The organism is Kitasatospora sp. GP30 (genome assembly GCF_029892145.1).
Lineage (GTDB): Bacteria > Actinomycetota > Actinomycetes > Streptomycetales > Streptomycetaceae > Kitasatospora > Kitasatospora acidiphila.
The window spans coordinates 21,165-46,190 of sequence record NZ_JARZAH010000026.1; the positions used below are offsets into that span (position 1 = coordinate 21,165).

The following is a 25,026-nucleotide window of genomic DNA, read 5'->3' on the forward strand; positions in this document are numbered from 1 at the left end:
CCACCGGCTACCGGGTTCTGCTGGTGGACGTCCCGGGCCAGCCCGGTCTCAGCTCCGGCGAACGAGCAATCTCCGGCGGCCGGTTGTCCTGGTACGGGGCATGGTGATCCCGACTCCGGAGACCGGCTACCTGCAGTTCCTCAAACACGAGGAACTGGTCCGCCTCGCAGCGGCCGCCGACGCCGTGCTCCACCTGCCCTACCGCCCGGGCCACTTCCTTGTACAGGGCCAGCCCCTGGCCGTGGCCTGGCCGCCTTCGGCCGCACCGCAACTGGCCGCGCAGCTGGCCCGCGTGCAGGTGACCGGACCATACCGAACGCTGACCCAGGACGTCTCGTTCGGCTTCGACCAGCGGGTGGAGATCGCCATCCGCGCGCTGTCACCCGCCGTCAATGACACCTTCACCGCGCTGACCTGCATCGACTGGCTCAGCCGCTGCCTGTGCCGGATCACCCACAGCTGGCACCGCAGCGCGTCCACCGCAACCGCGCCGGCCGGATCCGCGTCCTGACCTACCAAGCCGACTACGACCGCCTGGTCCAGCGCGCCTTCGAGAAGATCCGTCAGAGCTCGGCCGGCATGCCAGCCGTGATGATCCGCCAACTGGACGCCCCTGTGCCGCATCATGGAGCAGACCAGGATCCCGCGCCGTCGCGAGGTGCTGCTGGAACAGGGCGCCATGATCCTGGCCTGCTGCGAAGCCTCCGTAAGCGAGCCGGCCGACCGCGCGGACGTCCTACGACGCCACGAGGCGCTCATCGCACTCCACCACGCATTGGATTCGCGGACAACGGCCGTGACCCGCGAGTGGGTTCGGGCACCTGCCCAGCAAGAGCGTCGCCGGGAGTAGCGGCGAGGTGATGTTTCGTGGACTGAGCAGACAGCCGGTACGAAATTCTGTCGTTGACCTTGTCGTCTTCTTAACTGCATTTTGTGGAAGCTATCTGACGCTGAGTTAGGCCCCTCGGACAGTCGTCACGTTCGCGCTGGGACAAGGGGGGACGATGTCGGATTTCACTGTTGACGTGAACGCGCTTGCCCAACTGTCGAAGGACCTGCAGGGCTGCGCCGACGGGCTCGACCACAGGCTGAAAGCCCTGCACGATGCAGGCGCCGGCGGGCTCGGTTTCGACTTCCTGGACGGCTCGTGCAAGCACTTCCAGGGCAAGTGGGAGTACGGTCTCAAGAAGGTCCAGGAGTGCGTCAAGACGCTGCACGAAGGACTGGACCAGGCGCAGCAGAACTACGTGCAGACCGAGCAGGGCCTGGCCAGTGGACTCGGGGCGAGCGCCTCGTGACCGAGCAGCGGAACTGGACTGGCCTGGGCTTCAATCCTGCGCCCGGCGACCAGGGCGTGGTGAGCGGGCTCAGCAGCAGCCTGCGCCAGGTGGCCGGCCACCTGATCTCGGTGCATGCCGTCTTGACCCGGATCGTGAAAGGTCAGGACGAGTGGACGGGGGATGCGGCCAAGGCTTTCGGGGACCACCTCGGGAAGCTGCCCGGCTACCTTCAGGACGCGCCCCTTGCGAACCGGCCAGCGGTCAAGCCCCACCACTCCCCCGAACACCTCCTGCCAATGGGCACAGCCACGCCGTGACCTGCGCAGGATCTTCAGTCTTCACACACTGGTGGTCAACGGTGGCCGCATCCAGTACTCCGCCGAGTCGGCCGGCAAGATCACGAGCCCCGCTGAAGTACCGGAAAGGAAAGAACCATGAGCGAACGCAACCATGTCGTGGTAGCCGAGATCGGCCTGACGAAGAACCGATATGGCGCTGAGGTTCGCACCTCCGAGTCGATGTCTGCGGAGGAGGCACGCGAGTTCGTGCGAAAGCTGTCCGAGGTGACAATCCCGACTTCTACCGGCGCCCGAAGAACGTGGTCGTGCTCCGCGTCGGAGCAGCGGATCAGTACCTGATCGTTGAAGGAAACCGACTGAGCCCAGACAGCCTGTCGCGCTTCACCGTCGCGCAGGCGGTCGACGCCATCTGATCCATGGCGGCCTTTCAACTGGCAGACGGCTTCAGCGGGGTAGTGTCTCCGGACTGTGCCCGGAGACACTACCCCGCGCGGACGGTGTCGTCAGCGTGCAAGCGTGGCGGCGGCCCGGTCGGACGGCCTCGACCCCGGCCTCGGCGTGCCGCCCACGCTTGCTCCACAGTCCGCGGCCCGCGGTTCAGGGCGAGGGTCGCTTCACGCCGCGGTCAGCTGCTGTTGGATACCCCAGAGGTCCAGCTGCGCCCACTGGCCGGTGACCTTGCCATCGCGCACGTTGACGATGCGGATGGCCTGGAAGGAGACCCGCTTGCTGGTCGCCACTCGTCCCTGATCTCGCACTGGTTCCCTACCCGTTCAGGCGGGACCGACTGTGGTCGGCCACCACAGCAGCATCGCCCCCCAGCAGACCCAACCAACACCGGGCGCCCGAGGCAGCGCCTCGCCCTGCGAAGCCAGGAGCCGCTGACCATTGAGGCTCAATGGACTAGACCAGCAACCTGACGATCCGTCAGGAAAGTCAGCAAAAAGTCAGCATCAGTACGAGCAGACCCTGTTATACGCGCGTAAACGTGAGAACGATTCATATTTTCAGCATGATCCTCCAAACCCACTCTTCGAGCAGCTCCGCGCATGCCCTCAGGCGCCTCGGCGCGGCAGCCGGACACCCTGCTCGCCCCGCCTCACACCGTCCGCACCATCGGATATTTCCGCAGGTCAGCGCACTCTCCCTCGCGGTTTCAAGCCCACCTTCGGCATCGCTGGCGCCCGTAGCGGCTCCCCCTCGTAGCCGTGCACCTCACCGAACCTGACCCCCTTCTCCCAGTCCATTCGTGCCTGTACGATCTCCTCGCTGGAGCGGCCCACGAAGTTCCACCACAACTTCAGGCGGAGGTCCGAAGGGATCGATACGCCTCCGCGGAGCGACCAGACGGCCGACGACGCGCCGACAGGTGGGGCACCAGCACAGCGGCATGGACTGCGGTGGCGTGGTTGACTGTCGACCGGGGCGCAGGCGTCCGGGCCGCGCCTGCCGATGAGGAGGCGGGACTCTGATGGACGATCAGCTGAAGCTGCCACCGGTGACCATGCCGGTCAACCATGTGGAGCCGGTGCCCCGGCGGGTCCGCGCGGTGCTGGGCGGCGAGACGGTCTTCGACACCGTGCAGGCGCGCTACGTCTGGGAGAAGCCGTACTTCCCGCAGTTCTACGTCCCGTTGGCCGATGTGCGGGCGGAGCTGCTGGTGCCGGACGAGGAGGCCGGGGCCGAGGAGAGTTCGCGCGGGACGGCGCAGTGGTTCGGGCTGCGGGTGGGCGAGGTGCTGCGGCCGCGGGCCGCGCGGGTGCTGGCCGAGTCCCCGGTCCCGGGGCTCAGCGGCACCGTGCGGTTCACCTGGGCCGCGCTGGACGCCTGGTACGAGGAGGACGAGCAGGTCTTCGTGCACCCGCGCAACCCGTATGTGCGAGTGGACGCGTTGCGTTCCACCCGAACCGTACGGGTGGAACGCAACGGAGTGGTGCTGGCCGAGTCCTCGTCGCCGGTGCTGGTCTTCGAGACCCTGCTGCCGACCCGCTACTACCTCAACCGCACCGACGTCGACTTCAGCAGGCTGGAGCCCAGCGACACCGTCACCCGCTGCCCCTACAAGGGCACCACCAGCGGCTACTGGTCGGCCAGGATCGGCGACCGCCTGCACCCCGACCTCGCCTGGTGCTACGACTTCCCCACCCGCGAGGTACAGCCGATCGCCGGCCTGATCGCCTTCTACAATGAACGCGTCGACCTGTTCGTCGACGGCAAACAGCTCGAGCGCCCGAAGTACCCTTCCTAGCTGGTGAGCTGGCAGGGCACGGGGTCGTGGGAGCGGCTGGTAAGGACGGAACCCAGCCGGTTGCCTCGTCACCCAGCTGCCGGTCACTCAGCCCGGACGTCACCGGCCCGTCGGCGCACAGCACCGTCTGCCTCGGCGCGAGTTGAGCGTGGCTCAAGCCCTCCCCCTGGCGGACCAGCCGGACCAGGTCCTCGGGTTGTGGGGTGCTCGGTCACGCTGGATGCGATTTCGTGGCCGGCTACCAGCACGCTATCCCGCGCTGCGCGGCGAAAGCCGCCGTGTAATCCGGTCGAACAGCTGGGCCAGCGGCTCGCCCACGTCCCGGCCGAACTCGGTCAGCCCGTAGGTGACCTGGGGCGGCGTCGTCGGCTCGACCTTCCGCCAGATCAGGCCGTCCTCGACCAGCGTGCGCAGGGTCTGGGCGAGCATCTTCTCGCTGATGCCCTGGATGCTCTCGCGCAGCTGGTAGAACCGGAGGTCGTTGCTCCGCAAGGAGATCAACACCCAGACGCCCCACCTGCTGGTCACATGGTCGACCACATCGCGCGCGGGGCAGTCGGTGTGAAACACCTCATACCCCTCCCCCGGCTCGGCCTGCCTGAGCTGCGAACCTCCCACCATGTGAAGAGCTTACCTCAAGGTATGTCCTTACCAAGAGTTAGCCGGGGCTCCTAACGTCGGGGCCACAGAGGACATCTGACGAAGGAGCAGATCATGATCGTGGTGACCGGGGCTACCGGGAATGTGGGCCGGCCGCTGACGCGGGCACTGGCCGAGGCGGGCCAGCGGGTGACGGCGGTGTCGCGGCATGCGGCAGCGGTGCCGGACGGCGTCCGCCACCTGGCGGCCGACTTGGCCGAGCCGACCGGCCTTGAGCCTGCGCTGACCGGGGCGAAAGCGCTGTTCCTGCTGCTGTCCGGCGACCTGCACGCCGCCGGAGCCCGCCCGGCCGACATCATCGGCCAAGCCGCGACCAGCGGGGTCCGCCGCGTCGTCCTGCTCTCCACGCAGGGCGTAGCGACCAGGCCCTTCGGGGCAACGCGGATCGCGATGCGCGCGGTCGAGGACGTGCTGCGGGAGTCCGGCCTGGAGTGGGCGATCCTGCGGCCGGGCGGCTTCGCCTCCAACGCCCTGTGGTGGGCCGAGTCCATCCGCGCGCGGCGGGTCGTCGCCGCGCCCTTCGGCGACGTCGGGGTGCCGATCATCGACCCGGCGGACATCGCCGAGGTCGCGGCGGCCTGCCTGCTGGAGGACCGGCACGCTGGCGGCGTCTACGAGCTGACCGGCCCGGAGGTGATCACGCCGCGCCGGCAGGCGGAGGCCATCGCCGCCGCGCTGGGCTCGCCACTGCGGTTCCACGACCTCACCCGCGACGAGGCCAAGGCCGCCATGGCCCAGAGCATGCCGGCGGAGCTCGCCGAGGACACCCTGACCATCCTCGGTTCCCCGAACCCGGCCGAGTTGCGCGTCAGCCCGGACGTCCAGCGGGTCCTCGGCCGCGCCCCGCGCCCGTTCGCCGACTGGGCCGCCCGCAATATCGCCGCGTTCCGCTGAAACCGGTGAGCGCCGCTGGAATTGCTCGGCGTGCTCGGCGATCCACTGCTGACAGTCGAGGAACCCGATACGAAGTTGACGTTGGCGCAATGCCGGGACTGGCACTCCAGCCAACTGACGTCGCTGCGACTGCCGGATCGGGCGCCTTGGCCAGTAGTTCAAGGGTGTCGGGGACGTCCGGGATGCGCGCGATCGACTGCGCAGGCGCCGCCGCTCCTTCGAGGCCATGACCGGTCCTGGCGATTGCGCTGCTCGGGCTGGTCAAGGTGCCCGGCGAGGTGGCCCAGAGCACTCACTTCCGTTACTGATCTCGGCTTGTAGCTGATCATCACTGTACTGGTGCGCTGTTGCGGGTCGCCCGCCGTTGTTGGCGGGTCCGTTGCGTGGCGCGCTGACCGGCCGAAACGCCAGCCTGAACGCCAGCAGCCACAACCGGTAGTGCATATCGAGTTCCTGACGGACAACCAGTCGGCCGCCGGAGTCTGACGAACGTTCGAAGCCATACTCTGAACCGCGGAAGTCGACACGCATGTCCGCACGGAACAACGCCCGGCGAGCTGTCCGAAGCCTGGGGCGCAGTGACCACGTCAGCCACCGGGTGATCGAGCATCAGACGCGTGGTCCGTCAGCGGTTCGCCCGCAGCGTGGCAAAGGGTGTGCCGGCCAGAGCACCGGCGGTCGGCACGGTGAGGACACGCGCCGCGCCGTTTGCTACGAAGGGGAGGGTCACCTCTCGCAGGTTCAGCAGTCGGGCGGCGGCTCAGGTGCGCGGCGAGGGGCGGGCCGAGCGCGCGGTCCCCCGGCCCAGCAGCGCCCGAACTCTGGCACCGTGCCGGCGCCACCAGGCGAGCATCCAGAGACCCTGGGCGCTGACCAGGGCCGCTAGGGTGGCGACCGCGTCCGCCGTGGAGAGCGGGCCCGACGGCTGCGCGAGGGTGTGCACGGCCCTGGTCGCGAGCACCAGGGTGACCTTGGTGTACACCAGGTAGGCCAGTACCAGCGAGCAGACAGAGCCCGCCACCAGCAGCACGGCGTAGCCGCGGACGATCCGCCGTTCCCGCGGCTGCAGCCCGGCCACGGGTGAGGCGTGCTCGCGGCCGGCGCAGCGGGCCGCGAGGTAGCGGCAGTAGGCGGCTGCGTCCTGGTAGAGGCTGCGGCAGGAGAGCATGTCCTGGAGCAGGAAGTAGACATCGGTCCGCATGAACACCATCAGCTCGATGGCCACCCCGAGCAGCTTGGTGATCATGACGCTGGAGAGGAAGCGGTTCGGGCCGATGGCCGCCTGGGTCAGCACACAGCTGCCGGAGATCGCGAGGTCCAGCACGATCCCCGAGAGGTAGACCGTCCACCGGACCCGCCGGGTGCACTGCCAGATCCCGGAGACGTCCGTCTGCATCACCAGGAACTGCAGCCGGGTGCCCAGCCGGATGGTCCCCGGCACCCCGGCCGCCCGCGCGGTCAGCAGGTGGGAGAGCTCGTGCAGGTAGATCAGCACCCAGGCCAGGGCCGCCTGTCCGGCCAGGAACAAGGTGCCCCGGTCGCTCCAGATCAGCTGGTGCCAGCTCGGCCGGAGCCCCGGATCGACCACCAGCACGGCGGCGGCGGCCAGCGGGACCGCCAGCAGCAGGACCGCGACGACCGGGGAGAGCAGCCAGCGGACGTGCTCGGCCCGGATCCGCGGGAGGCTGGGCCGGATGGGCGCGGGCGAGTCAACCTCCCGGCCGTCCAGGGAGCGGACGAAGCCCAGTGCCGCCAGGGAGTCCACGAACGACGCCACCGCGAGGCGGCGACCGGTGTCGTGGTGGATGCGCCATTGGGTCTCGGCCACCGACAGCCCGGACCGGAGCAGGCGGATCGCCCGGACCCCGTCGGGCGGCAGGGCTACGAAGTGGCCCGTGTCCGCCCGCCCAACGATCCACTCCCCGGCGTCCTCGCGCATGCCCAGCGGGTGGAAGACTACCCGTCTGTCGTCAACGATTGCCTCAGGCATGGCAGTTCGGGCAGTCTGGCCGGCTCTCGTGCCGGGTCAGCGACTGGTCGTCCGGCGCGATCAGGTTGACGACACGCATGTAGCCGGGGTTCAGCCGGGAGACCCCGGTGAGCAGGGTGATCAGCTCGTAGGCGACCAGGTTGCCGGAGATGCCGGCGGACGCGGCGAGCACTCCCGAGCCGCCGAGCTTGGGCGGTGGCCCAGCGGGCAGCCGGGCCTCCTCGCCGGCGGCCACGCACTGGAAGCACGGCCCCTCCCGGGTGAAGGTGCCCACGGACACGAAGGGACCGTTGTAGCCGCCGCCGACCCAGGGCACGCCGGTCTGGGCGCAGACGTCCGAGGCCCACCCGCGCAGGGTCTCGCCGTCCGGCTCGTCCGCGCACAAGGCCAGGGCGTCGTAGCCGGCGACGAGTTCGGCGAGGGCGGCCCTGCTGTCCACCGCCCGGGTGGCGTGGCTGACCTCGACATCGGAGTTGACGGCCCGCAGCCGTTCTGCGGCGACCTCCGCCTTCGGCCGGCCCAGGTCGGCCTCGGTGTAGAGAACCTGACGGGTCAGGTTGCTCAGCTCCACACGGTCCGGGTCGACGCAGTGCACCCGGCCGACGCCGGCGGCGGCGAGCGCCCAGGCGGCGTGGCTGCCGGTGCCGCCGACCCCGAGCACCACCACGCCGGCGTCCTTGAGCTTCAGCTGGGCGTCCCACTGGCTCTCCCGGGGCCGCAGGTCGATCCGCCGGAAGAACGCCTGGTTCTTGGCGTACCGGGCCCGCTCGGTGGCGCTGAGCCGGTCCGTCCCGGCGCCGGCCTCGTCCTCGACGTAGCCAGTGCCGATCAGGCCCTGGACGAGTCGGTCGGCCGAGGTGGGCGTGAGCGCGGGGAACTCGGTGCAGAGCCCGGTGACGATCTGCTCGACGGTCCGGGTGCCGTCCATCCGGCCGAGGGCGGCCCAGATCCAGCCGTTCGGGTCGCGGATCTCGGCCGCGAGCCCGTAGAGATCGCCGCCGATCCGGACCGAACCGCTACCGGTGCGGAACGGCAGGTGCTCGAACTTCACCTTCGGAAACTTCATCAGGACTACTCCGGGGAGGACGGTTTCACAGGTGGTGCCGGCGGGGGTCCGTGACCCCCGCCGGCGGTTCGGATCGCTCCGAGGCCCGGACTCAGCCCTCGACGTACTTGCTGAGGATGGTCTCGATCCGGTCCAGCATGCGGATCTCGATGACACCGGCCTCGTCCTCGATCTGGACGTTGACCTGCTCCACGATCTCGTTCTCCATGTGTGTCGCCTCCTGACGGTCTGTCGGACGCCTGACCCGGACGGGCCCGGCCGCCCCGCCGCGACCGCCTGGGCGGCCCGGTGGGGCTGTGACTTCATCCTCAGGGGCCCGCCTACTCGTCCGCTTCCCCTCGGCTACCCGTCCGCCCCACCCGCCACAGCGGGCGGTTGCGGGGCCCGCGGCCGCCGGGAGCACCGCCTCACCCGCAGGCGGCGAGCCGGCCTCGGACCTCCTCGGCCTCCGGGTTCCTCTCGATCCGGACGAAGGTCTCCACCGCCTCCTCCCAGTACGTCCGGGCGTCCGCGCTCCGGCCCTGTCCGGCCCGCGCCAGGCCCATCTGGTCCAGCATCCGCGCGGACACCAGCGGGTCACCGAGCCGGCGGGCCTCGGCCAGCGACTGCTCGCTGAGCGCGAAGGCCTCCCGGTGGTCACCCATCCGGTGGAGGACCCAGGCCAGCTGGCCGCGGAAGATGGTGGCGAGGTGCCCCTCGCCGTCGGCCTCCGCGCGGGTCACGGCCTCGGCCAGCAGCCACCGGGCGGTCGCGTGGTCGCACTCGGTGCGGACCAGGTTGGCGAGTGCCTTGACCAGCAGCCGGCCGTCGTCCAGCTCACGGGCCGCCTCGATCACCTGCTGCAGGTACCCGGCCGCCCGCTCCGGCTGCCCGAACTCGTAGTGCATGCTGCCGAGGTTCAGCCGGGTGTGGGCGGCGCGGCGCCGGTCGCCCCGGGCGAGGTGGCCGGCGAGGGCCCGCTGGTAGCACTCCTGGGCGCGGTGGTCCCGCTGGTTGGAGTACGCGATGCCGAGGTTGTCGGCGAGCGTCGCGGCGGCGAGGCCGTGGCCGACCAGGAGGGCCGCGCGCTCGCCCAGCCGCTGGGTCTCGGCCAGCACGCCGAGGCGATGGCTGCGCAGCAGGTAGGCGTGCTGGACGGCGGCCAGCCGCCAGACCGTGTCATGGTCGCCGAGCGAGGCGGCGAGCCTGGTGAGCGCGACGAGGTTCCCCGACTCCCGGTCGAACCAGTCCCGGGCCCCCTCCACCGCCTCGAAGGGGTACGGGCCGGACCAGGGGTGGCGCGGCTCGATCGGGAGGTGGAGGCCGGCCGGGTCCAGTAACCGCCGGGCGGCGTCGGCCACCGTCAGGTACCAGGCGAACAGCCGGGCCCGAGCGGCCGCCGACTCCGCCGGGTCCGCGTCGGCGAGCTGCCGCCCGTAGAGCCGGACCAGGTCGTGAACCCGGTAGCGTCCACCGGGGGCCGACTGCTCGATCAGGTGGACGGACTCCAGGGCCCGCAGCAGCGGCCGGGCCGGTGCCGCCGAGGCTCCGAGCGGGGTGCCCGGCAGGCCGAGCAGAGCGGCCGCCGAGGCCTCCGCCACGACCCCCGCCGGGTGCAGGCCGAGCAGCCGCAGCAGGCGGGCCGGGCCCTCACCGAGCCGCCGGTAGGTGTGGTCCAGCGCCCGGGAGACGGTCAGCTCGTCCTCCGGGAGGCTCAGCCCGCTGAGCCGCTCATCTTCGCAGGCCAGCTCCGCCGCGAGTCCGGACAGCGGCAGTTCGGGATGCTCCGCGAGCCGGACCGCCGAGATCCGCAGCGCCAGCGGGAGTCCGCCGCACAGCCGCGCGAGTTCGTCGGCCGCCTCCGGGGCCCGGGCCACCCGGTCCTGACCGACGATCCGGCCGAGCACCTCCACGGAGTCGGCCAGTGACAGCATGCCGAGCCGCATCGGGAAGGCGCCCGTCCCGGCCACCAGAGCGCTCAGCACGCCCCGGCTGGTGACCACGGTGAAGCTCCGCGCCGAGCCCGGCAGCAGCGGCCGGACCTGCTCGTAGTCCCGGGCGTTGTCGAGCACCACCAGCAGCCGGCGGTCCGCGACGGTGGAGCGGTAGAGGTCCTCCCGCAGCGTCGCGTCGCCGGGGATCCGGTGCCCGGGGACGCCGAGGGCAATCAGCAGGCGTTCCAGGACCCGCTCGAGCGACTCCCCCTCGTCCCGGTCGTAGCCGTGCAAGTCGACGAAGAGCTGGCCGTCCGGGTAGTCCGCGGCGAGGTCCTGGGCCGAACGCAGCGCCAGCGAGGTCTTGCCGACCCCGGCCGGGCCGGTCAGCGCGACGATCCGGGTGCCGCCGGCCCCGGCGGCCGAGAGTGCGGCCAACCGCTCGATCTCCTCCCGGCGGCCGACGAACCCGTAGGTGACCCGGGGGAGTTGGGCCGGGGGTGGGCACTGGGGCGACCCGCCGGGTCCCGTGGCGTCCGCCACGACGGCGGATCTGGCCGCCACCGGGACGGGGAGCTCGTGCCGCAGGATCGCCTGCTCCAGGTCGGCGAGCCGGTCGCCGAGGTCGAGGCCGTACTCGTCGGCCAGCACCTGTCCGGTCGCACGGACGACGGCGAGGGCGTCGGCCTGCCGCCCGCAGCGGTAGAGCGCGGTGGCCACCCGTTCGGCGATGGACTCGCGGGCCGGGTACTCGCCCAGCAGGGCGGTCAGTTCGGGAACCAGCTCCCGGTGCCGGCCCCGGTCCAGCTCCAGGTCGGCCAGCAACTCGTAGGCGGCGAATCGCTCCTCCTCCAGTCTCGTCCGGGCCGACGCGGCGAACGGCGCGTCGATACCGCTCAGCGCCGGTCCGCGCCACAGGGCCAGGCCCGACCGCAGCCGCTGCGCGGCCTCCCCCGCATGCCCGTCCGCGGCGAGCAGCCGTGCGCGGGCCAGTGCCGCGGCGAACGCCGTCGCGTCCAGATCCGCCTCGTCGACCGCGAGCCGGTAGCCCGCCGCTTCGAAGGTGAGCAGCCGCGAGCCCGCCGGCGGGAGCACCTGCCGGAGGGCGGAGACCACCTTGTGCACTTGGGCGCGGGCGGTCCGCGGCGGGGCCTCACCCCACAGCGCGTCCACCATCCGGTCGATGCTCACCGGACGGTTGGTGTTGGCCAGTAGCAGCGCCAGCCCGGCGCGTTGGCGAGGCCTGGGGACCTCCACCGAAGCGCCGTCGAACCGGACCTCGAACGGCCCCAGAATCCCGTACTGCACTCGTTCTCCTCCCCGTGGCCGGGTCCGGTGCGCCGGCCGGCGGCGCCGTCGCACGCTGGACCACGCCTCTCCCGCCCCAGTAGCTTGGTAGCACGAACGTTCGTCAGCATATGGCGGCCGACTCGCTATCCGTCAGCACCGCGATATGTACGGCCGGTTGCGGCTGCGGTTGCCAGTGGCCAGGCTGGCGTTCTGGCCGGTCAGCGCGCCACGCCAAGGACCCGTCATATCGCCGCCAGTTGACCGGCGGCTCGCAGCAGCCCCCTTGTGCAGCTCCCGGCGAGCTGCAACACGGAGCGCACTCGCACCACGGCTCTCGCTGCGCGGCGATCGGCTCAGTGAGCGACCGTTCGTCCAGCTGGAGCGGGGGTTGGACCGCTCCGCCGGGCGATCGAGCGTGATGCCGGGTCCATCGTTGACGAAGCGGCGGGATGTCCTGCATGCTCCTGCTGTGAGTCAAGCTCAGAGCCTTGTGGCGCGCCTGCACGTCGATCTGCGACGGCACGCGAGCGCCCTCTGTCTGGTCGGTCGCTGATCCCCGCCTGAGCTCGTTCCACCGTTGCCCGCCCCCGGACGATCCGTTCGGTTTCAGGTCCGGGAGCGGAATCCTCTCGCCGCGCGATTTGAACCGTCGAGTCCGACTCCCGGTATCGCCATGCGAGTTCTCCCCTGCGCGCACGTGCCTGCGGCCAGTTCCCGAGCCTGGAGCAGCAGATGACCTCTGTCCTCGCCATATCCGGAAGCCCGTCCGTCGATTCCCGTACCGCTCTGGTCACCGGACACCTGGTGAACCTGCTCGCCGCGAGAGGCATCGCGGCACGGCAGCTCGCCGTGCGCGAGCTGCCCGCAACCGAGTTGCTCGCGGGGCGGTCGGACAGTCCGGCCATCCGTGCCGCGGCGGACGCGCTCGCCACGGCCGAGGGGGTCATCGTCGCCACACCCGTCTACAAGGCGTCCTACACGGGCCTACTCAAGGCCTTCCTCGACCTGCTGCCGCAGTCGGGTCTGGCTGGGAAGGCCGTGCTGCCGGTGGCCACCGGCGGGAGCCTCGCCCATCTGCTGGCGATCGACTACGCCCTGCGGCCGGTGCTGTCGGCCCTGGGTGCGCGGCATGTGGTCGCGGGTTGCTTCCTGCTCGACAAGGACATCGAGCGGCTGGCCGGCGGTGCGGTCCGGATCCGCCCCGAGGCCGAACTCCGGTTGCTGGACGCCCTCGACGGCTTTGTCGACGCGCTCACCATCAGGACCGATCTGACCCGCGCTCGCTGACGCGTGCCGAGGGGCGGTGGGGGCCGACACTCACCGCCCCGGCACAGGCAGACATGCCTCCTCGGCCAGACTGCGCAGGATCGCCCGCGCCGCGGCGTCGTTCTGCCGGAAGGCCGGCGCGTCGGTACCGGGCCGGGCGAAGGCCGCGTAGGCCCGGCCGTTGGTGTGCGGGCCGAGGGCGCGGCGCCTGGGGTGCGGGGCGCCACCCAGGGTGGGGTCGAGTATCCGGCCGTCGGGCGGTGAGACCGCCACCAGGCCGGAGCGGTGCGCGCCGGTGTCGTCCGCGACCACCTCCTCGGCGATCTCGCCCACCCGGTGCAGTTCGCGCAGCAGCGGATCGTCCGTGCGGGCCGGCGTGTGCTTCGGCAGGTACCCCTCGATCAGCGCGTCGGCCCGCACCGCCCGCCCGGGCACGGTCGGGCTCGTCGCGAGGAAGCTGCCCGTCGCCTCGTCCGCGCTCACCCGGATGTTCGCACCGAGGAAGCGCACCACGCCCGCCTCCGACAGCGCGAGCAGTTGGCGCAGCCGGAAGGCGGGCGGCCCGGAGGCGAGGAAGTTGAAGAACCCGCTCCACCAGCCGTCCAGCTCCTCGGCGAGCGAGCGGGCGGTGAGCCGCCCCGAGGAGACCACCCGGGGCAGCTGGCCGAAGAGCGAGAGCAGGGCGAGGAACGCTCCCAGGTCGGCGCTGTGCGCCGGATCGGACCGCCGGTCCGCGTCGTCGGCGATGTGGTCCCGCAGCTGCTTCTGCAGTTGCTCGGCGGTGTCGAACTCCAGGTGGGCGAGCGGCCGGTCCAGTGCCTCGAAGTCCAGCCGGTCCGCGGGCTCGGGGACCGCCGAGCCGATCAGCTGGGCCAGCGCCGAGGAGTACCAGTCCAGCCGGTCGTAGGCGGCCAGGAAGTCCGCCCAGGGCAGGGCGGTGCGTTCCGGGTGGGCGTGGAACAGCTCGTGGTAGTAGCCGAAGCCGATCTCCTTGGCCATCAACGGCCATATGTCGCGCCGGAATTCCAGCCGGTGCGGCCGATCGAGCAGCTCGTCCACCACGCTGGTGCCGAAGTACCGCGGCAGCGGTGCCGGTGGGCCCTGCAGCCGGTAGGCGGTCTTGGAGCGGTACGGGACGCCTCGGCGCGAGCCCACGTGGATCACCGGCTCCTGCCCGGACGGACGGTAGACCAGCTCGGCCCCGTCCTGCTCGAACCGGCCGCCGCGGCCCTCGGTGAGCAGCACCATCAGGTCGATGAAGGCCAGGCCGAAGCCGCGTACGATCACCGGTTCGCCCGGGGCGAGGCCGGACAGGTCGACGTCCGAGGAGAAGGCGGGTGGGAGGTGGAACAGGCCGTGCCGGGCCGCGAAGTCCGCCATCGCCTGGTGCCGGGAGTCGGGTGCCGAAGCCAGATGGCCGAGGGTCAGGACGACCTGGTCGGCCAGCAGGGTGGTGTTGGTCAGCCGCACCTCCTGCGGCCCGTCGGTCGGCCCGGCGAGCGAGACCACGCTCGCCCGGTGGACGGTGACGGTGATGTGCTCGGGGCGGTCGGCGACCGTGCGCCGGAACACCCAGTCCAGATAGGCGCCTTGGGCCCGCCGGGTCGGGAAGTCGGTGGGCGCCAGGGCGGCCAGCTCGGCCGCCACCCCGGGATCCGCCGGGGGCTCGTACGGCTCGAACTCGCCGATCTGCTGCGCCCATTCGGCGAGTGAGGGGCCTGGGCGCACTGGTCCTTCGATGGTGGAGCTCGGGTCGGTGAACATCGTGACGTCCTCGGCCATCGAGTTCATCCGCAGCAGCGACGACTGCGCGTGGCGCCAGATCCGGCCGGCGCCCGGCGGGTGCGGGTCGACCAGGTGGATGTGCAGGCGCCGGTCCACCGGGAGGAGTTCCGGCGCGTTGGCGACGATCCGTTCCAGCAGGCCGGTTGCGCGCGGCCCCGCGCCCACGATCACCAAGGTGCTCATGCCGCACCGTCCGGCCGGTGGCCGCGGGCGTAGTACCGCTCCCGGTAGTACTGGCCGACGGCGAGCACACTGGCGACCGCGAGGTACCAGAGGGTCGCGACCGTCAGTAGCGGGATGATCTGGTAGGTCTGGTTGTAGACGAGCTGGACCGAGTAGAGCGGGTCGTGCACCGCCGGCACGCTCACGATGCTGGTTCCCTTGAGCGCGCCGATCAGCATGTTGCCGGCCGCGGGCACGATCGAGCGCATCGCCTGCGGCAGGACGATCCGGCGCAGCACGCGCAGCCGACCGAGCGCGCCCGCGAGGAGCCGGCCGGGGCGTCGGCGCACGACGATCGCGGTGGTGGGGTCGGGGGCCGGTTCGGGCGGTGCGGCGTTGGTCGCGGGCAGGCTGTCCTGCGGCATGGCCATGAGGGCGGACTCCAGAGCGGCAGAGTGGATCACGGGCTGCCATCACGCACAACCGCGTCCCTCAACGCGGGCGGGCACTGGGCCCGTTGCTCACTCGCTCCGCCTACGATCGTACGGGGCAGCGGACTTGCCCTGTCAAGGAACCGGCGGGAGTCCCGGTGGTCGGACGGTGGTTGACGAACTCCCGGGTTCACTGCTCAACTTACGCCATGAACGCCGCGCAGCCCCTGGTCACCCGCGACCACATCGACTTCGGTCGGGTGTGGTCCGCGGCGTGTCGCGGCTGACCCGGCAGCAGGCCGTCTGACCGGCCCACCAGCGACCGGCGAGCGCCAGCGAGTGCTGGAGCCGGCCCGGTTCGCTGTCTCCTTCGGAGACCTCCCTCGGTCGCCCCGTCGCGGGCCGGGAACCCGTCCAGCCATCCGCTCCCTGTGCGCGGGTGCCGCCGCACGGACGGACATCGGGCGCACGCTGCCGTCCTCCTCCTCGCCGCTCGCTCCAGCTGACCGGCCATCACACGCATGCTTCCGCTTTGCCGTACGCCGACTTCCCTTGGTTGTCGGCCAGTTCAGCATCCCACCCTCCGAAAGGCCCAACCGTCATGCCTGTCGAGTTCCTGGGAATCGCCGCCACTGCCGACGGCTCGGAGACCACCGCCCGCACCACCGCCGCCTTCGACCGCGACTACACCCTGCGGCTGGCCCGCGCCCACGAGGACAACGGCTGGGACCGCGTCCTGTTCGCCTACGGCGCCGGCTCTCCGGACCCCGCCCCGGCGGCCGCGTACCTCGCCGGCAGGCTGGACCGGCTGCAGATCCTGCTCGCGCACCGGCCCAACGTCTCCTACCCCACCTTCGCCGCCAAGACGTTCGCCACTCTCGACCAGATCAGCGGCGGTCGCCTGACCGTGCACTTCATCACCGGCGGCAATGACCACGAGCAGCAGCGCGAGGGCGATTTCCTGACGAAGGACCAGCGCTACGACCGGACCCGCGAGTACATCCGGATCGTCAAGAAGATCTGGACCAGCAGGGAGCCGTTCGACCACGAGGGCGAGTACTACCGCTTCCAGGACTTCGTCTCCGACGTCTTCCCGGTCCAGCAGCCCCGGCCGAACGTCTCGTTCGGCGGCTCCTCCCCCGCCGCCCATGCGGCCGGCGGCGCCGAGGCGGACATCTACTGCCTGTGGGGAGAGCCGCTGGATCGCACGGCCGAGCAGATCGAGGCCGTCAAGGCGGCGGCGCGCGCGGCGGGTCGGACGGACGTTCCGCGCATCCAGGTGGCCTTCCGCCCGATCATCGCGCCGACCGAGGAGTTGGCGTGGGAGAAGGCCTACCGGACCGTCGACGCCATCAACGCCCGCAAGGCGAACGGCGATCAGCTGGTCCGCCGCCGGTACCAGCCGGCGGCCGACGGCAGCTACCGGCCGGAGAACACCGGCTCGCAGCGCCTGTTGGAGATCGCCGAGGCGGGCGAGCGCTACGACCGCGCGCTGTGGACCCCGACCGCGGCCGCCACCGGGGGTGCGGGCAACTCCAACGCCCTGGTCGGTACGCCCGAGACGGTCGCCCAGGCGCTGCTGGACTACTACGACTTGGGCGTCGACGTCCTCTCCGCGCGCGGCTACGACCTGCTGAACGACGCGATCGACTTCGGCCGGTACGTCATCCCGATCGTCCGCGAGGAGGTCGCCAAGCGGGACGCGGAGAAGGCGGCCCGCGCCGAGCAGGACCGCCACCAGCTGATCGCGTTCCAGGCATGACCCAGACCCGGACCCGGCGACGAAGCAGCCGGCCGGCGTCGACATCGACATCACCGATGCCGTCGCCAAGGTCCTCGGCATCCGTGTCGAGTGGCAGGAGGCGGCCTTCGTGAGCATCCTGCCGGCGCTCGGCAGCGGCAAGTTCGACGTCGGCACCGGCAACTTCGGTGTCACCGGCGCCCGTTCGAAGAGCACGAGCGCACCCGCGCCTTCCTCGCCAAGGTCCTCTGATCACCGCGCGCTTCAAGGGAGTTCCGCCTCCCCGTTCCGCCTCCCTTGAAGCGCGGAGCGTCAGCTGCCGGCCAGGGTGCGGCCGAGGAGCGGGAGCAGGCGGTCCCAGTGGCGTTGCAGTCCGGCGGGGTTGAAGGCCGAGGTGTCGGACATGGTGAAGCCGTGGACGGTGCCGGGGTAGATCTCGCAGGTGTGGTCGACACCCGCGGCGTCCAGGGCCTGATTGAGCTTGCTGGTGGACTCGGGCGTCATGTCGCCTTCGGCGAGGCCGAGGTGGACCTGGGCGCTGAGCTTGGGGAAGACGTGGTGCGGGCTGTCGGGTGCGTCGGTGACCAGGAAGGCGGGGTGGAATCCGGCGACGGCGGCCACCTGGTCCGGGTGGGCGGCCGCGGTGCGCAGCGCCAGCATGGCGCCCATGCAGTAGCCGATCGCGGCGACCGGTCCGGCACTGACCTCGGGCTGGATGGTGAGGAACCGCAGGTAGGCGTCGGCGTCGCGCAGCGCACGTTCGGTGGTGTGCGCCTGCATCAAGGGCATCAGCTGGGCGAAAACCGCAGGCCGCTCCTCTTTCCCGAGGTGCGCGGGGAGTTCGACCACCGGTGCCGGGCCGTGCCGGTAGTAGAGGTTGGGGACGAGCACGTAGTAGCCGTGTTCGGCCAGTTCGCGGGCCATCTCCTCCAACACGGGCCGCACGCCGAAGGCGTCCGGGTACAGCAGCACCCCCGGGTGCCGCCCGCCACCGTCGGGGAAGGCGGCGAAGGCGTCGGCCTGGCCGTCCGGGGTGGGAATCCGCACGTTCTTGCTCGGCAAGATCTTCCTTCCGTGGAGTCCACTCCAACAACGTTAGTGACACTAACGTTTTGACGGAAGTGACGGTACATCGTTAGTGGGACTAACGCAATGGCTAGGATGAGCTCCATGAACAGAGCCGAAGCCGCGGACCCGCCCGACGACGGCACGCTCCAGACACCCGAGAGGCTGCGCCGGCGGGCGAGCCGACTGCTGTCCCAACTGACCGTGCGGTCGGACCGGTTGATCACCGACGGACTGGCCGAGGCCGACACCCGCAAGTGGCACTACGCCGTGCTCGCCTCACTGCAGGAGTACGGGCCGGGCAGCCAGGCGGAGTTGAGCAGGCGCTCCGGCATCTACCGCAGCGACATGGTCGGCGTACTCAACGAACTGGCCGAGCGCAACCTCGTCGAGCGGGCACCCGACCCCGACGACCGGCGCCGCAACACCATCACGATCTCCACCGAGGGCCGCCACCGGCTGCGCCGCCTCGACAAGGTCCTGGACGACCTCCACGACGAACTGCTCGCGCCGCTGAGCCCGGCCGAACGCGACCAGTTCGTGCAGTTGCTCACCCGCTTGCTGGACCACCACACCCGGAGCTCCTGAGACCTCCCGTCAGTTGGGCGCGGCTCCGGGGTGCTGTGCTGACCGCGCTCACCGGAGTCGCCGGCTATGGCAGGGCCGGGCCGTCCGGGTGGCGCTCGGCCTGCGGCGCGGCGACGGCGCACGGCGCCGCGGACCCGCCGCGCCGCACGACCGGGCGAAGCGGAACTCCGTTGGCGCGCAGGAGATCCCGGACTTCGAGGATCAGCGGGAAGACCTCGTGGTTCCAGTCCTCGCCCTGCTCCTCCCAGGCCCGCTGTTCGGCCTCGACCGCCGTCCGGTCCTGGGCGAACACCCGCTCGGTGAAGCGCCGGATGAGCGGCCACGCGAGGTGGAGGGCCCCCGGGATCGACGGCTTCGCGATCGTGAGCAGGCCGAAGGTGTTGCTGCTGCGCTGTTCGGCGTCCTTCGGCACATAGGCCGCCCACAGCGAGAACGAGGGCAGTTCGGCGTTCTCCGGGAGGAGTTCGAGGCTCTGGTAGGGGTATTCGGTTCGGATCGTCATGAGGTCCGCCGAGTCCTTGCCGCCGATGCCCTCGCTGGCGAGGAACCCGGCTCCGCGGTCCCTCTTCCCGCCGGCATGGGTGAAGAGGTACCGGGCCTCCACCGACCGCGCGCTCTTGCGGCGTTCCAGCAGCTCCGGGTGGATCTTGCCGAGGATGCCGCGGTGCAGGAACTGGTGGTTCATGTCGAGCAGGTTCTCGTGCATGAACGAGTAGTGGCAGCGCACCAGCCGCGAGAACATCATGGTCCGGTGCTTGGCGGGATCGAGCTCGGGGAGTGCGGGAAACGGCACGGTGGCCGCCTTCTCCGGGTCTCCCGGGAAGACGAACACCAGGCCGTGCGCCTCGCGGACGGGGTAGGCGCGAACGCCTTTCGGCGGCCGCTCGGTCTCCTTGGAGAGGTACGGGATCTGCGAGAGGCGGCCGTCGCCCCGGTACTGCCAGGCGTGATAGCAGCAGCGGAGCGTGTCCCCCTCCACCACGCCCATGCTCAGCGGGACTTGGCGGTGGGCGCAGCGGTCCTCCAGGGCGTGGACGGTCCCGCTCTCGCCGCGGTACAGGGCGATCCGCTCCCCGGCGAACGCGGCGGCGAACGTCCTGCCTCTGCGCACCCTGCGGGACGTGGCCATCGGGTACCAGTAGTCGGGGTTGATGCCGACGCGCCTGAGGTCGGCGGAGCTCCCGGAACTGCCGAGGCGGTGGTGGCCGTCGGGCTGCACCGCCGCGTCCACCGGCCAGTTGTCAGGCATGAGTTCTCCCATGGTGCGGATCATCCGAGCGGAAGGCAGGGTTGGCGACGGCGGAGCTCAGTCGGGCACCGGCGGCGCGGTGGGGCGGCGGTGTGCGGCGGGCGCGGCATGGACGTAGAGCTGGCGCCGGTCGCCGGGCGCGGCGCGGACGGGCAGGGGCAGCTCGTAGCGCACCGGCCGCCGGTGGTCGGCGACTTGCCGGTCCGGGTTGTAGACGCTGTTGAACTTGAACAGCATCCGGGCGAAGTTGGTCTGCCCGCGTGCCAGGTTGCCCGCGAGGATGCGGGCCGCGCCCAGGGCGGTGCTGACGCCCAGGTGCTTGCGGTTGATCACCGCCTGGGTGCGCACCAGTTCGCGGTAGAACTCCGCCAGCGGCAGGCCGGTGGGGACCACGGCGTGCTGGATGTCGAAGAGCCGGTAGTCGAGGGTGGTCAGGCGCCGGGACTCGGTGTGCCAGATCTCGGTGCCGGGGTACGGGGTCATCACGGTGAGATGGACGATCTCGGGCACCGAGAGGGCGAACTCCCGTACCATGCGGAAGCGTTCGGCGCCCCAGGCCGGGTCGACGATGAGGTTGATGGCCACGTTGATGCCGAGGTTGCGGGCGACCTTGAGGGCGCGCACGTTCTCGTCCGGATCGATGCGCTTGCGGTACAGCTCCAGGCCTTCGGCGTCGAGGGCCTCCATGCCGAGGAACATGTAGCGCAGGCCCAGGCGGGCCCAGCGTTCGAAGACCTCCTGGTTGCGCAGCAGGACGTCGGAGCGGGTCTCCAGGTAGTACTGCTTGCGGATGCGGCGGCGTTCGAGTTCGGCGGCGATGGCGTCGCCGTGCTCGGGGCGGATGAACGCGACGTCGTCGACGATGAACACGTTCGGCTCGCGGATGGCGGCGAGTTCGTCGGCGGCGGCCTCGGGAGTGGCCTTGCGGTAGCTGCGCCCGTAGAACGTCCACGCGGAGCAGAACGAGCAGTCCCACGGGCAGCCGCGGGTGAACTCGATGGAGGCGCAGGGTTCGAGTTCGCCGATGAAGTAGCGGCGGCGGTGGGCGGTGAGGTCGCGGGCCGGCCGGGGTTCGTCCAGGCCGTGCATCATCCGGGGCATCGGCCCGCGCCCGTCGCGGGTGACGACGCCGGGCACGGTGGTCAGCCCGCCGTCGCGCACGGCTTCGAGGAGGGGCTGCATCGCGGGCTCGCCCTCGCCGCGGACCACGGCGTCGACCGCGCCGGCGGCCTGCTCCAGGACGTGGTCGGCGACGAAGGAGACGCTGTGGCCGCCGAAGAAGACGAAGCAACCCGGCAGGGTCTGTTTCACCCGCTGCGCGATGTCGATCGCCTCGGGGATGTTCGCCAGGTAGTTCAGTGACACGCCGACCGCTTCCGGCGCGAACTCGTCGATGACCGCGTCCAGCCGGGACCGCCGGGTCACCTGCAGGTCGACGAGGCGGACCTGGTGGCCGGCGTCGCGGGCCGCGGCAGCGACCCGCTCCAGCCCGAGTGGCTCAAGCCTCAAGAAGATCTCGGAGTACATCAACGCGCTCGGATGGACCAGGAGCAGTCTCACGGGCACCTCCACTTGGCATCCCGATCGAGCCTGCGCCCGCTCGCGGCGCGGCGCACTCGGGCTCGGCCATACGGCCCTACGCCGGCGGCCGCACGCGGGTCGCTACGGGCCGGCCGCAGCCGCTCCCCCGGCTCATGGCGGCCGAACGGGTCCCTCCCGGAGCATCGGCCCGCGCCGGCCCGCCCGGTCACCGCTCGCCGGTGCGGCCACCGTTCACCGGTGCGGCCGCAGACGTCGACTCGGTGTCGCCGCGGTGGGGCGCGGCGCGGCGGCGGCTTGCGGCGAGACGGGCCAGGCATGGCAGCAGGCTCGGCAACAGCGCGTACTGCAACGGCAGTTGGGTGGACGCCAGGAAGGTGGCGACCATCGTCGCCCGCTCGCCCGGGCCGCCGCACCAGGCCGCGCGGATCTCGGCTGCCCGCCCGGCGATCAGCTTGGCCCCGATGACGATCAGCAGCGCCCCGATCACCGGCAGCGGGATCAGCCCGACCCCCGCCCCCAGGCCGCACAGCAGCAGCGCCAGCGCACAGCCGGACGCCACCCCGGCCCAGCGGGTGCGGGCGCCCGCGCTGGCGGACACCGCGGTGCGGGAGAGCGAGCCGCCGGCCGGCAGCGCATGGCAGAACGCACCGGCCGCGTTCGCCGCCGCCTGGGCCAGCATGTCCCGCGCCCGGCCCGCCGCAGGCCCGCCCGCCGCAGACGGACGTGCCGGGGCGATCCCGGCCGCCTGGGCGAGCGCCACCAGCGCCACCGAGCCGGCCCCACCGACCAGGCGCGGCATCGCCTGCCAGGCGGGCACCGTCAACGGCGGCACACCGTCCGGGATCCGGCCGAGCGAGCCGGCCAGCGGCACCGCGATCCCGGCGGCGTGCACCAGCGCGGCGGTGGCCACCAACGCGATCAGCACCGCGAGCGGCCGCGCACCCGGCAGTACGTGGGCCAGCGCCCACACCAGCACGGTCAGCACCGCCACCGCGGTCACCGTCATGGACCACGCGCCCGGGTGCGCCGCCCATGCCAGCACACGGAGCAGCCGGTTGTGCTGGTGCGCCCGGAACCCGGTCGCGTCGTGCAGCGCCCCGGTGATGATCTGCAGCGCGATGCCCACCGAGAAGCCGGTCATCGCCCCGGCCGGCACCAGCCGCAGCAGCGAGCCCAGGCGCAGCAGGGCGAACAGCGCCATGGCCAGCGCGACCAGCAACGTCAGCGCCGCGACGTTGCCGGGCACGGTCGGATCCAGCCGGGCCTGCCGCAGCGCCCCGCCCGAGGTCAGGGCGATGGCGCTGGTCAGGGTGGTCACCATGAGCGGTGTCTGCGCGAGCAGCGAGCCCACCACCGCCGGCCACACCCCCGTGTACAGCCCCGCCGCCGGGTCGAAGCCCGCCATCGCCGCGTACGCCATGCCCTCCGGCACGCTGAACAGCGCCGTGATCAACCCGGCTGCCGCATCCGCCGCGCTCGGCCCGCCCAGTCGGTCACGCCAGGGGGTGGCATCGCCGGTCGTCGCGCCGGTCACCGCCGCATCCGCCGCGCTCGGCCCGCGCAACCGGCCACGCCTACCGGTGCCGTGGCCGGTCTGCGCCGCCGCGTCGGTGGCGACTCGCGCCGCGGGGATGGTCACATCACCGGTCTCGACCCGATCCGCATCGAGCTCATCCACCTCGCGCCTCCCACGACGGCGGTGCCGAATCCGCCGACCCGTCAGCATCGGCGCCCTGCCGTCCTCCAGGTCACCAGGAGCAGCGCAGCATCGCGAAAACGGCCGCCTGCGGCGTGGGCCGTCCGGGTGCACGGGCACGGAGTGCGGCGTGTCGCCGGCCGGGATGCCCTATAGGGCGCCGCGCCGCCTGTGTCCTGCTGGGTGGCCGGGGTCGGTCGTCCTCATGCGTGGTTCGTCGATGCGGCGTCGGCCTGGCCGAGTGGGCGCGAGGCGATAGTGGAATTGGTGCAGGTCAACGGGGGTGCGCGGGGTGCAGCCAGCCGGCGGCGGCCCCTACCTGGTCAAGCGGGCCGATGCCGTCCGGGCTCTCACCGCGGCCTTCGCGCTGGCCGCCCTCGGCGTGGGGTCGTCACCGACCGCCGTCGATGGCCCGCACACACCGCTGCCGTCCCGGGCCGGCCTGCCGGGCTCGGAGCGCCGCGCTGACCGGGTCGAGTTCGACCCGGTCAGCGCGGCGAGTCGACGCTGCGTCAGGCGGCCTCGAGCATCTCGGCGGTGATCGCCCAGCGCTCGTGATCGCGCCAGGCGCCGTCGATGAAGAGGAAGTCGGGCGACAGGCCCTCCAGGCGGAAGCCGAGCCGCTTGGCCACGGTGATCGACTTGGTGTTGGCCGGCTGGGCGTTGATCTCCAACCGGTGCAGTCCGAGCGGACCGAAGGCGTGCCGCACCGCCAGCCCGACGCCTTCGGTGACCAGCCCACGCCCGTGCGCGAACGCACCGTATCCCAGCGCCCCGCAGCGGAATGCGCCCTGCACGATGTTGTTGACGGACACGTAGCCGACCATCGCGCCGGTGTCCGGCAGGCAGATCGCGAAGCCCGCGCGGACGGGCTCCTCCAGCCGCGTCATGTAGGCGTCGAACTCGGCGTCGGTGCGCGGCGGGGCCAGCCAGGGGTGGTGGCGTTCGGCGTTCTCCTGAGCCAGCCGGGTGAACTCGTCCCGGTCGTCGCGCCGCAGGGATCGGATGGCGACGCGGTCGCCGTGCAGAAGGTAGTGGCTGGTCATCCCATGATCGTATCGACGCGGCAGTCGATCAAGCCAACGGTTAAGGATCACTGACCGAGCGTCAGGCCGACGGCTGCCTCGCCTCGGCGAGCGCTCGGACGGCCGCGACCACGGCCGGGCGCAGCCGGGACAGGTCCGTACTGGCTGCGGCTGCGGCGTCCGTGCCCGCGTCGAGGATCATCCGGCGCAGCTGCGGCATGGCCAGCGTCCAGCCGACCAGGCCGAGCGCGAAGAACAGCAGGGTGCGCGGATCACCCTCACCGCTGCCCTCGGCCGCTCGGATCTTGTCCTGGTAGTGGCGGGTGCGCCCCGGCTCGTCGGGCACCGGCCGGTCGCCCAGCTCCAGTGCCTCCCAGAGCAGCAGCCGCAATGCCTGGGGGTGCGCGAGGTGGTAGTCGAAGAGGCGGCCGGCGTACTCCCCGAGGTCCTCGCCGGTCGGCGGAACGGCCTCGGCCAACTCGGTCAGCAGTTGCTCGAGCACGGCCGCGAAGAGCCGGTCCTTGTCGCCGAAGTAGTCGTAGATGGCGCGCTTGTTGGCCTGGGCGGCGGCGGCGATCCGATCCACCCGGGCCCCGGCAACACCGTGCTCGGCGAACTCGGCCGCGGCTGCGGTGAGGATGCGGGCCTTGGTCGCCTGGGAGTCGTATGCCACGGATGCATGCTAGCCGAGTAGGCAACGAACTGGTTCGTTTCAGAGCCCGAGCCCGAGCCAGCGCCCGAGCCCGAGCCCGATGCTTGCCCCAGTTCGAACGAACCAGTTCGTTTGACATCCGCTCCACCGCCGTGTGAGCCTCGTGGCGTTCCGAACCAACCAG

21 protein-coding genes and 3 pseudogenes are annotated in these 25,026 nt (G+C 71.5%); 10 read left to right on the top strand and 14 right to left on the bottom strand.

Annotation, left to right across the window (positions count from 1 at the left end; all coding sequences use genetic code 11):
* Positions 1 to 100 precede the first annotated feature (100 nt).
* The 4 genes from P3T35_RS27955 (at position 101) to P3T35_RS27970 (ending at position 1,918) form a co-directional block, all read left to right on the top strand.
* Complete coding sequence (locus P3T35_RS27955) at positions 101 to 511, top strand: DUF2254 family protein (RefSeq protein ID WP_101378639.1); 411 nt, start codon at positions 101 to 103, stop codon at positions 509 to 511.
* 493 nt (positions 512 to 1,004) lie between these two features.
* The gene (locus P3T35_RS27960) at positions 1,005 to 1,298 is read left to right on the top strand and encodes a hypothetical protein (protein ID WP_143676701.1); all 294 of its coding nucleotides are present in this window, start codon (positions 1,005 to 1,007) and stop codon (positions 1,296 to 1,298) included.
* Entirely contained in the window at positions 1,295 to 1,597 is a 303-nt protein-coding gene (locus P3T35_RS27965) for a hypothetical protein (RefSeq protein WP_101378642.1), read from the top strand. The genes P3T35_RS27960 and P3T35_RS27965 overlap by 4 nt, the downstream gene beginning before the upstream one ends.
* Before the next feature lie 117 nt (positions 1,598 to 1,714).
* Complete coding sequence (locus P3T35_RS27970) at positions 1,715 to 1,918, top strand: hypothetical protein (RefSeq protein ID WP_101378643.1); 204 nt, start codon at positions 1,715 to 1,717, stop codon at positions 1,916 to 1,918.
* 275 nt (positions 1,919 to 2,193) lie between these two features.
* On the opposite strand, the gene P3T35_RS27975 is transcribed toward P3T35_RS27970, so the two are convergent.
* Both P3T35_RS27975 and P3T35_RS27980 read right to left on the bottom strand, forming a co-directional pair.
* Positions 2,194 to 2,319, bottom strand: a complete 126-nt coding sequence (locus P3T35_RS27975) for an ester cyclase (RefSeq protein ID WP_180356280.1) — start codon at positions 2,317 to 2,319, stop codon at positions 2,194 to 2,196.
* 393 nt (positions 2,320 to 2,712) lie between these two features.
* A pseudogene (locus P3T35_RS27980) lies at positions 2,713 to 2,883 on the bottom strand (pirin family protein); the annotation flags it as partial.
* 167 nt (positions 2,884 to 3,050) lie between these two features.
* On the opposite strand from P3T35_RS27980, the gene P3T35_RS27985 reads away from it, so the two are divergent.
* Positions 3,051 to 3,827, top strand: a complete 777-nt coding sequence (locus P3T35_RS27985; protein ID WP_101378644.1) for a DUF427 domain-containing protein — start codon at positions 3,051 to 3,053, stop codon at positions 3,825 to 3,827.
* Positions 3,828 to 4,076: 249 nt separating this feature from the next.
* Here the strand turns inward: P3T35_RS27985 and P3T35_RS27990 are convergent, their stop codons facing one another.
* A complete protein-coding gene (locus P3T35_RS27990; RefSeq protein ID WP_101378645.1) occupies positions 4,077 to 4,448 on the bottom strand; it encodes a helix-turn-helix domain-containing protein in 372 nt (123 codons plus the stop codon).
* A gap of 93 nt (positions 4,449 to 4,541) precedes the next feature.
* Here P3T35_RS27990 and P3T35_RS27995 point away from each other — a divergent pair, with 93 nt between their 5' ends.
* Positions 4,542 to 5,381, top strand: coding sequence for an NAD(P)H-binding protein (locus P3T35_RS27995; protein ID WP_101378646.1), 840 nt, complete (start codon positions 4,542 to 4,544; stop codon positions 5,379 to 5,381).
* 760 nt (positions 5,382 to 6,141) lie between these two features.
* On the opposite strand, the gene P3T35_RS28000 is transcribed toward P3T35_RS27995, so the two are convergent.
* From P3T35_RS28000 to P3T35_RS28010, 3 genes are all read right to left on the bottom strand, one after another.
* On the bottom strand, positions 6,142 to 7,371 hold the full coding sequence (locus tag P3T35_RS28000) for a hypothetical protein (protein WP_143676702.1): 1,230 nt from the start codon (positions 7,369 to 7,371) through the stop codon (positions 6,142 to 6,144).
* The gene (locus P3T35_RS28005) at positions 7,364 to 8,437 is read right to left on the bottom strand and encodes a ThiF family adenylyltransferase (protein WP_101378648.1); all 1,074 of its coding nucleotides are present in this window, start codon (positions 8,435 to 8,437) and stop codon (positions 7,364 to 7,366) included. The genes P3T35_RS28000 and P3T35_RS28005 overlap by 8 nt, the downstream gene beginning before the upstream one ends.
* A gap of 407 nt (positions 8,438 to 8,844) precedes the next feature.
* Positions 8,845 to 11,658, bottom strand: a complete 2,814-nt coding sequence (locus P3T35_RS28010; RefSeq protein WP_143676703.1) for a BTAD domain-containing putative transcriptional regulator — start codon at positions 11,656 to 11,658, stop codon at positions 8,845 to 8,847.
* A 714-nt stretch (positions 11,659 to 12,372) separates the two neighbouring features.
* Here P3T35_RS28010 and ssuE point away from each other — a divergent pair.
* The gene (gene ssuE, locus P3T35_RS28015) at positions 12,373 to 12,927 is read left to right on the top strand and encodes an NADPH-dependent FMN reductase (RefSeq protein WP_101378650.1); all 555 of its coding nucleotides are present in this window, start codon (positions 12,373 to 12,375) and stop codon (positions 12,925 to 12,927) included.
* Positions 12,928 to 12,957: 30 nt separating this feature from the next.
* Here ssuE and P3T35_RS28020 read toward each other — a convergent pair whose 3' ends face one another.
* Positions 12,958 to 14,874, bottom strand: coding sequence for an FAD/NAD(P)-binding protein (locus tag P3T35_RS28020; protein ID WP_101378651.1), 1,917 nt, complete (start codon positions 14,872 to 14,874; stop codon positions 12,958 to 12,960).
* A pseudogene (locus tag P3T35_RS28025) lies at positions 14,871 to 15,167 on the bottom strand (ABC transporter permease subunit); the annotation flags it as partial. The pseudogene P3T35_RS28025 and the gene P3T35_RS28020, both read right to left, overlap by 4 nt.
* A gap of 718 nt (positions 15,168 to 15,885) precedes the next feature.
* Here P3T35_RS28025 and P3T35_RS28030 point away from each other — a divergent pair.
* Positions 15,886 to 17,046, top strand: coding sequence for an LLM class flavin-dependent oxidoreductase (locus P3T35_RS28030; protein ID WP_101378652.1), 1,161 nt, complete (start codon positions 15,886 to 15,888; stop codon positions 17,044 to 17,046).
* 25 nt (positions 17,047 to 17,071) lie between these two features.
* A pseudogene (locus P3T35_RS28035) lies at positions 17,072 to 17,239 on the top strand (transporter substrate-binding domain-containing protein); the annotation flags it as partial.
* Between the two features lie 98 nt (positions 17,240 to 17,337).
* Here P3T35_RS28035 and P3T35_RS28040 read toward each other — a convergent pair.
* Positions 17,338 to 18,087: a dienelactone hydrolase family protein gene (locus tag P3T35_RS28040; protein ID WP_101378653.1), complete on the bottom strand. Its 750-nt coding sequence runs from the start codon at positions 18,085 to 18,087 to the stop codon at positions 17,338 to 17,340.
* A 108-nt stretch (positions 18,088 to 18,195) separates the two neighbouring features.
* On the opposite strand from P3T35_RS28040, the gene P3T35_RS28045 reads away from it, so the two are divergent.
* On the top strand, positions 18,196 to 18,678 hold the full coding sequence (locus P3T35_RS28045) for a MarR family transcriptional regulator (protein ID WP_101378654.1): 483 nt from the start codon (positions 18,196 to 18,198) through the stop codon (positions 18,676 to 18,678).
* Between the two features lie 64 nt (positions 18,679 to 18,742).
* Here P3T35_RS28045 and P3T35_RS28050 read toward each other — a convergent pair whose 3' ends face one another.
* From P3T35_RS28050 to P3T35_RS28070, 5 genes are all read right to left on the bottom strand, one after another.
* Positions 18,743 to 19,807 (bottom strand): aromatic ring-hydroxylating dioxygenase subunit alpha, encoded by a 1,065-nt coding sequence (locus P3T35_RS28050; protein ID WP_280708282.1) that lies wholly within the window; start codon positions 19,805 to 19,807, stop codon positions 18,743 to 18,745.
* Between the two features lie 177 nt (positions 19,808 to 19,984).
* Positions 19,985 to 21,487: a hopanoid C-3 methylase HpnR gene (gene hpnR, locus P3T35_RS28055; RefSeq protein WP_101384783.1), complete on the bottom strand. Its 1,503-nt coding sequence runs from the start codon at positions 21,485 to 21,487 to the stop codon at positions 19,985 to 19,987.
* A gap of 187 nt (positions 21,488 to 21,674) precedes the next feature.
* Positions 21,675 to 23,147, bottom strand: a complete 1,473-nt coding sequence (locus P3T35_RS28060) for a SulP family inorganic anion transporter (protein ID WP_180356281.1) — start codon at positions 23,145 to 23,147, stop codon at positions 21,675 to 21,677.
* Positions 23,148 to 23,677: 530 nt separating this feature from the next.
* Positions 23,678 to 24,211: a GNAT family protein gene (locus tag P3T35_RS28065; RefSeq protein ID WP_101378656.1), complete on the bottom strand. Its 534-nt coding sequence runs from the start codon at positions 24,209 to 24,211 to the stop codon at positions 23,678 to 23,680.
* Between the two features lie 61 nt (positions 24,212 to 24,272).
* On the bottom strand, positions 24,273 to 24,863 hold the full coding sequence (locus tag P3T35_RS28070; protein WP_101378657.1) for a TetR family transcriptional regulator: 591 nt from the start codon (positions 24,861 to 24,863) through the stop codon (positions 24,273 to 24,275).
* Positions 24,864 to 25,026 lie beyond the last annotated feature (163 nt).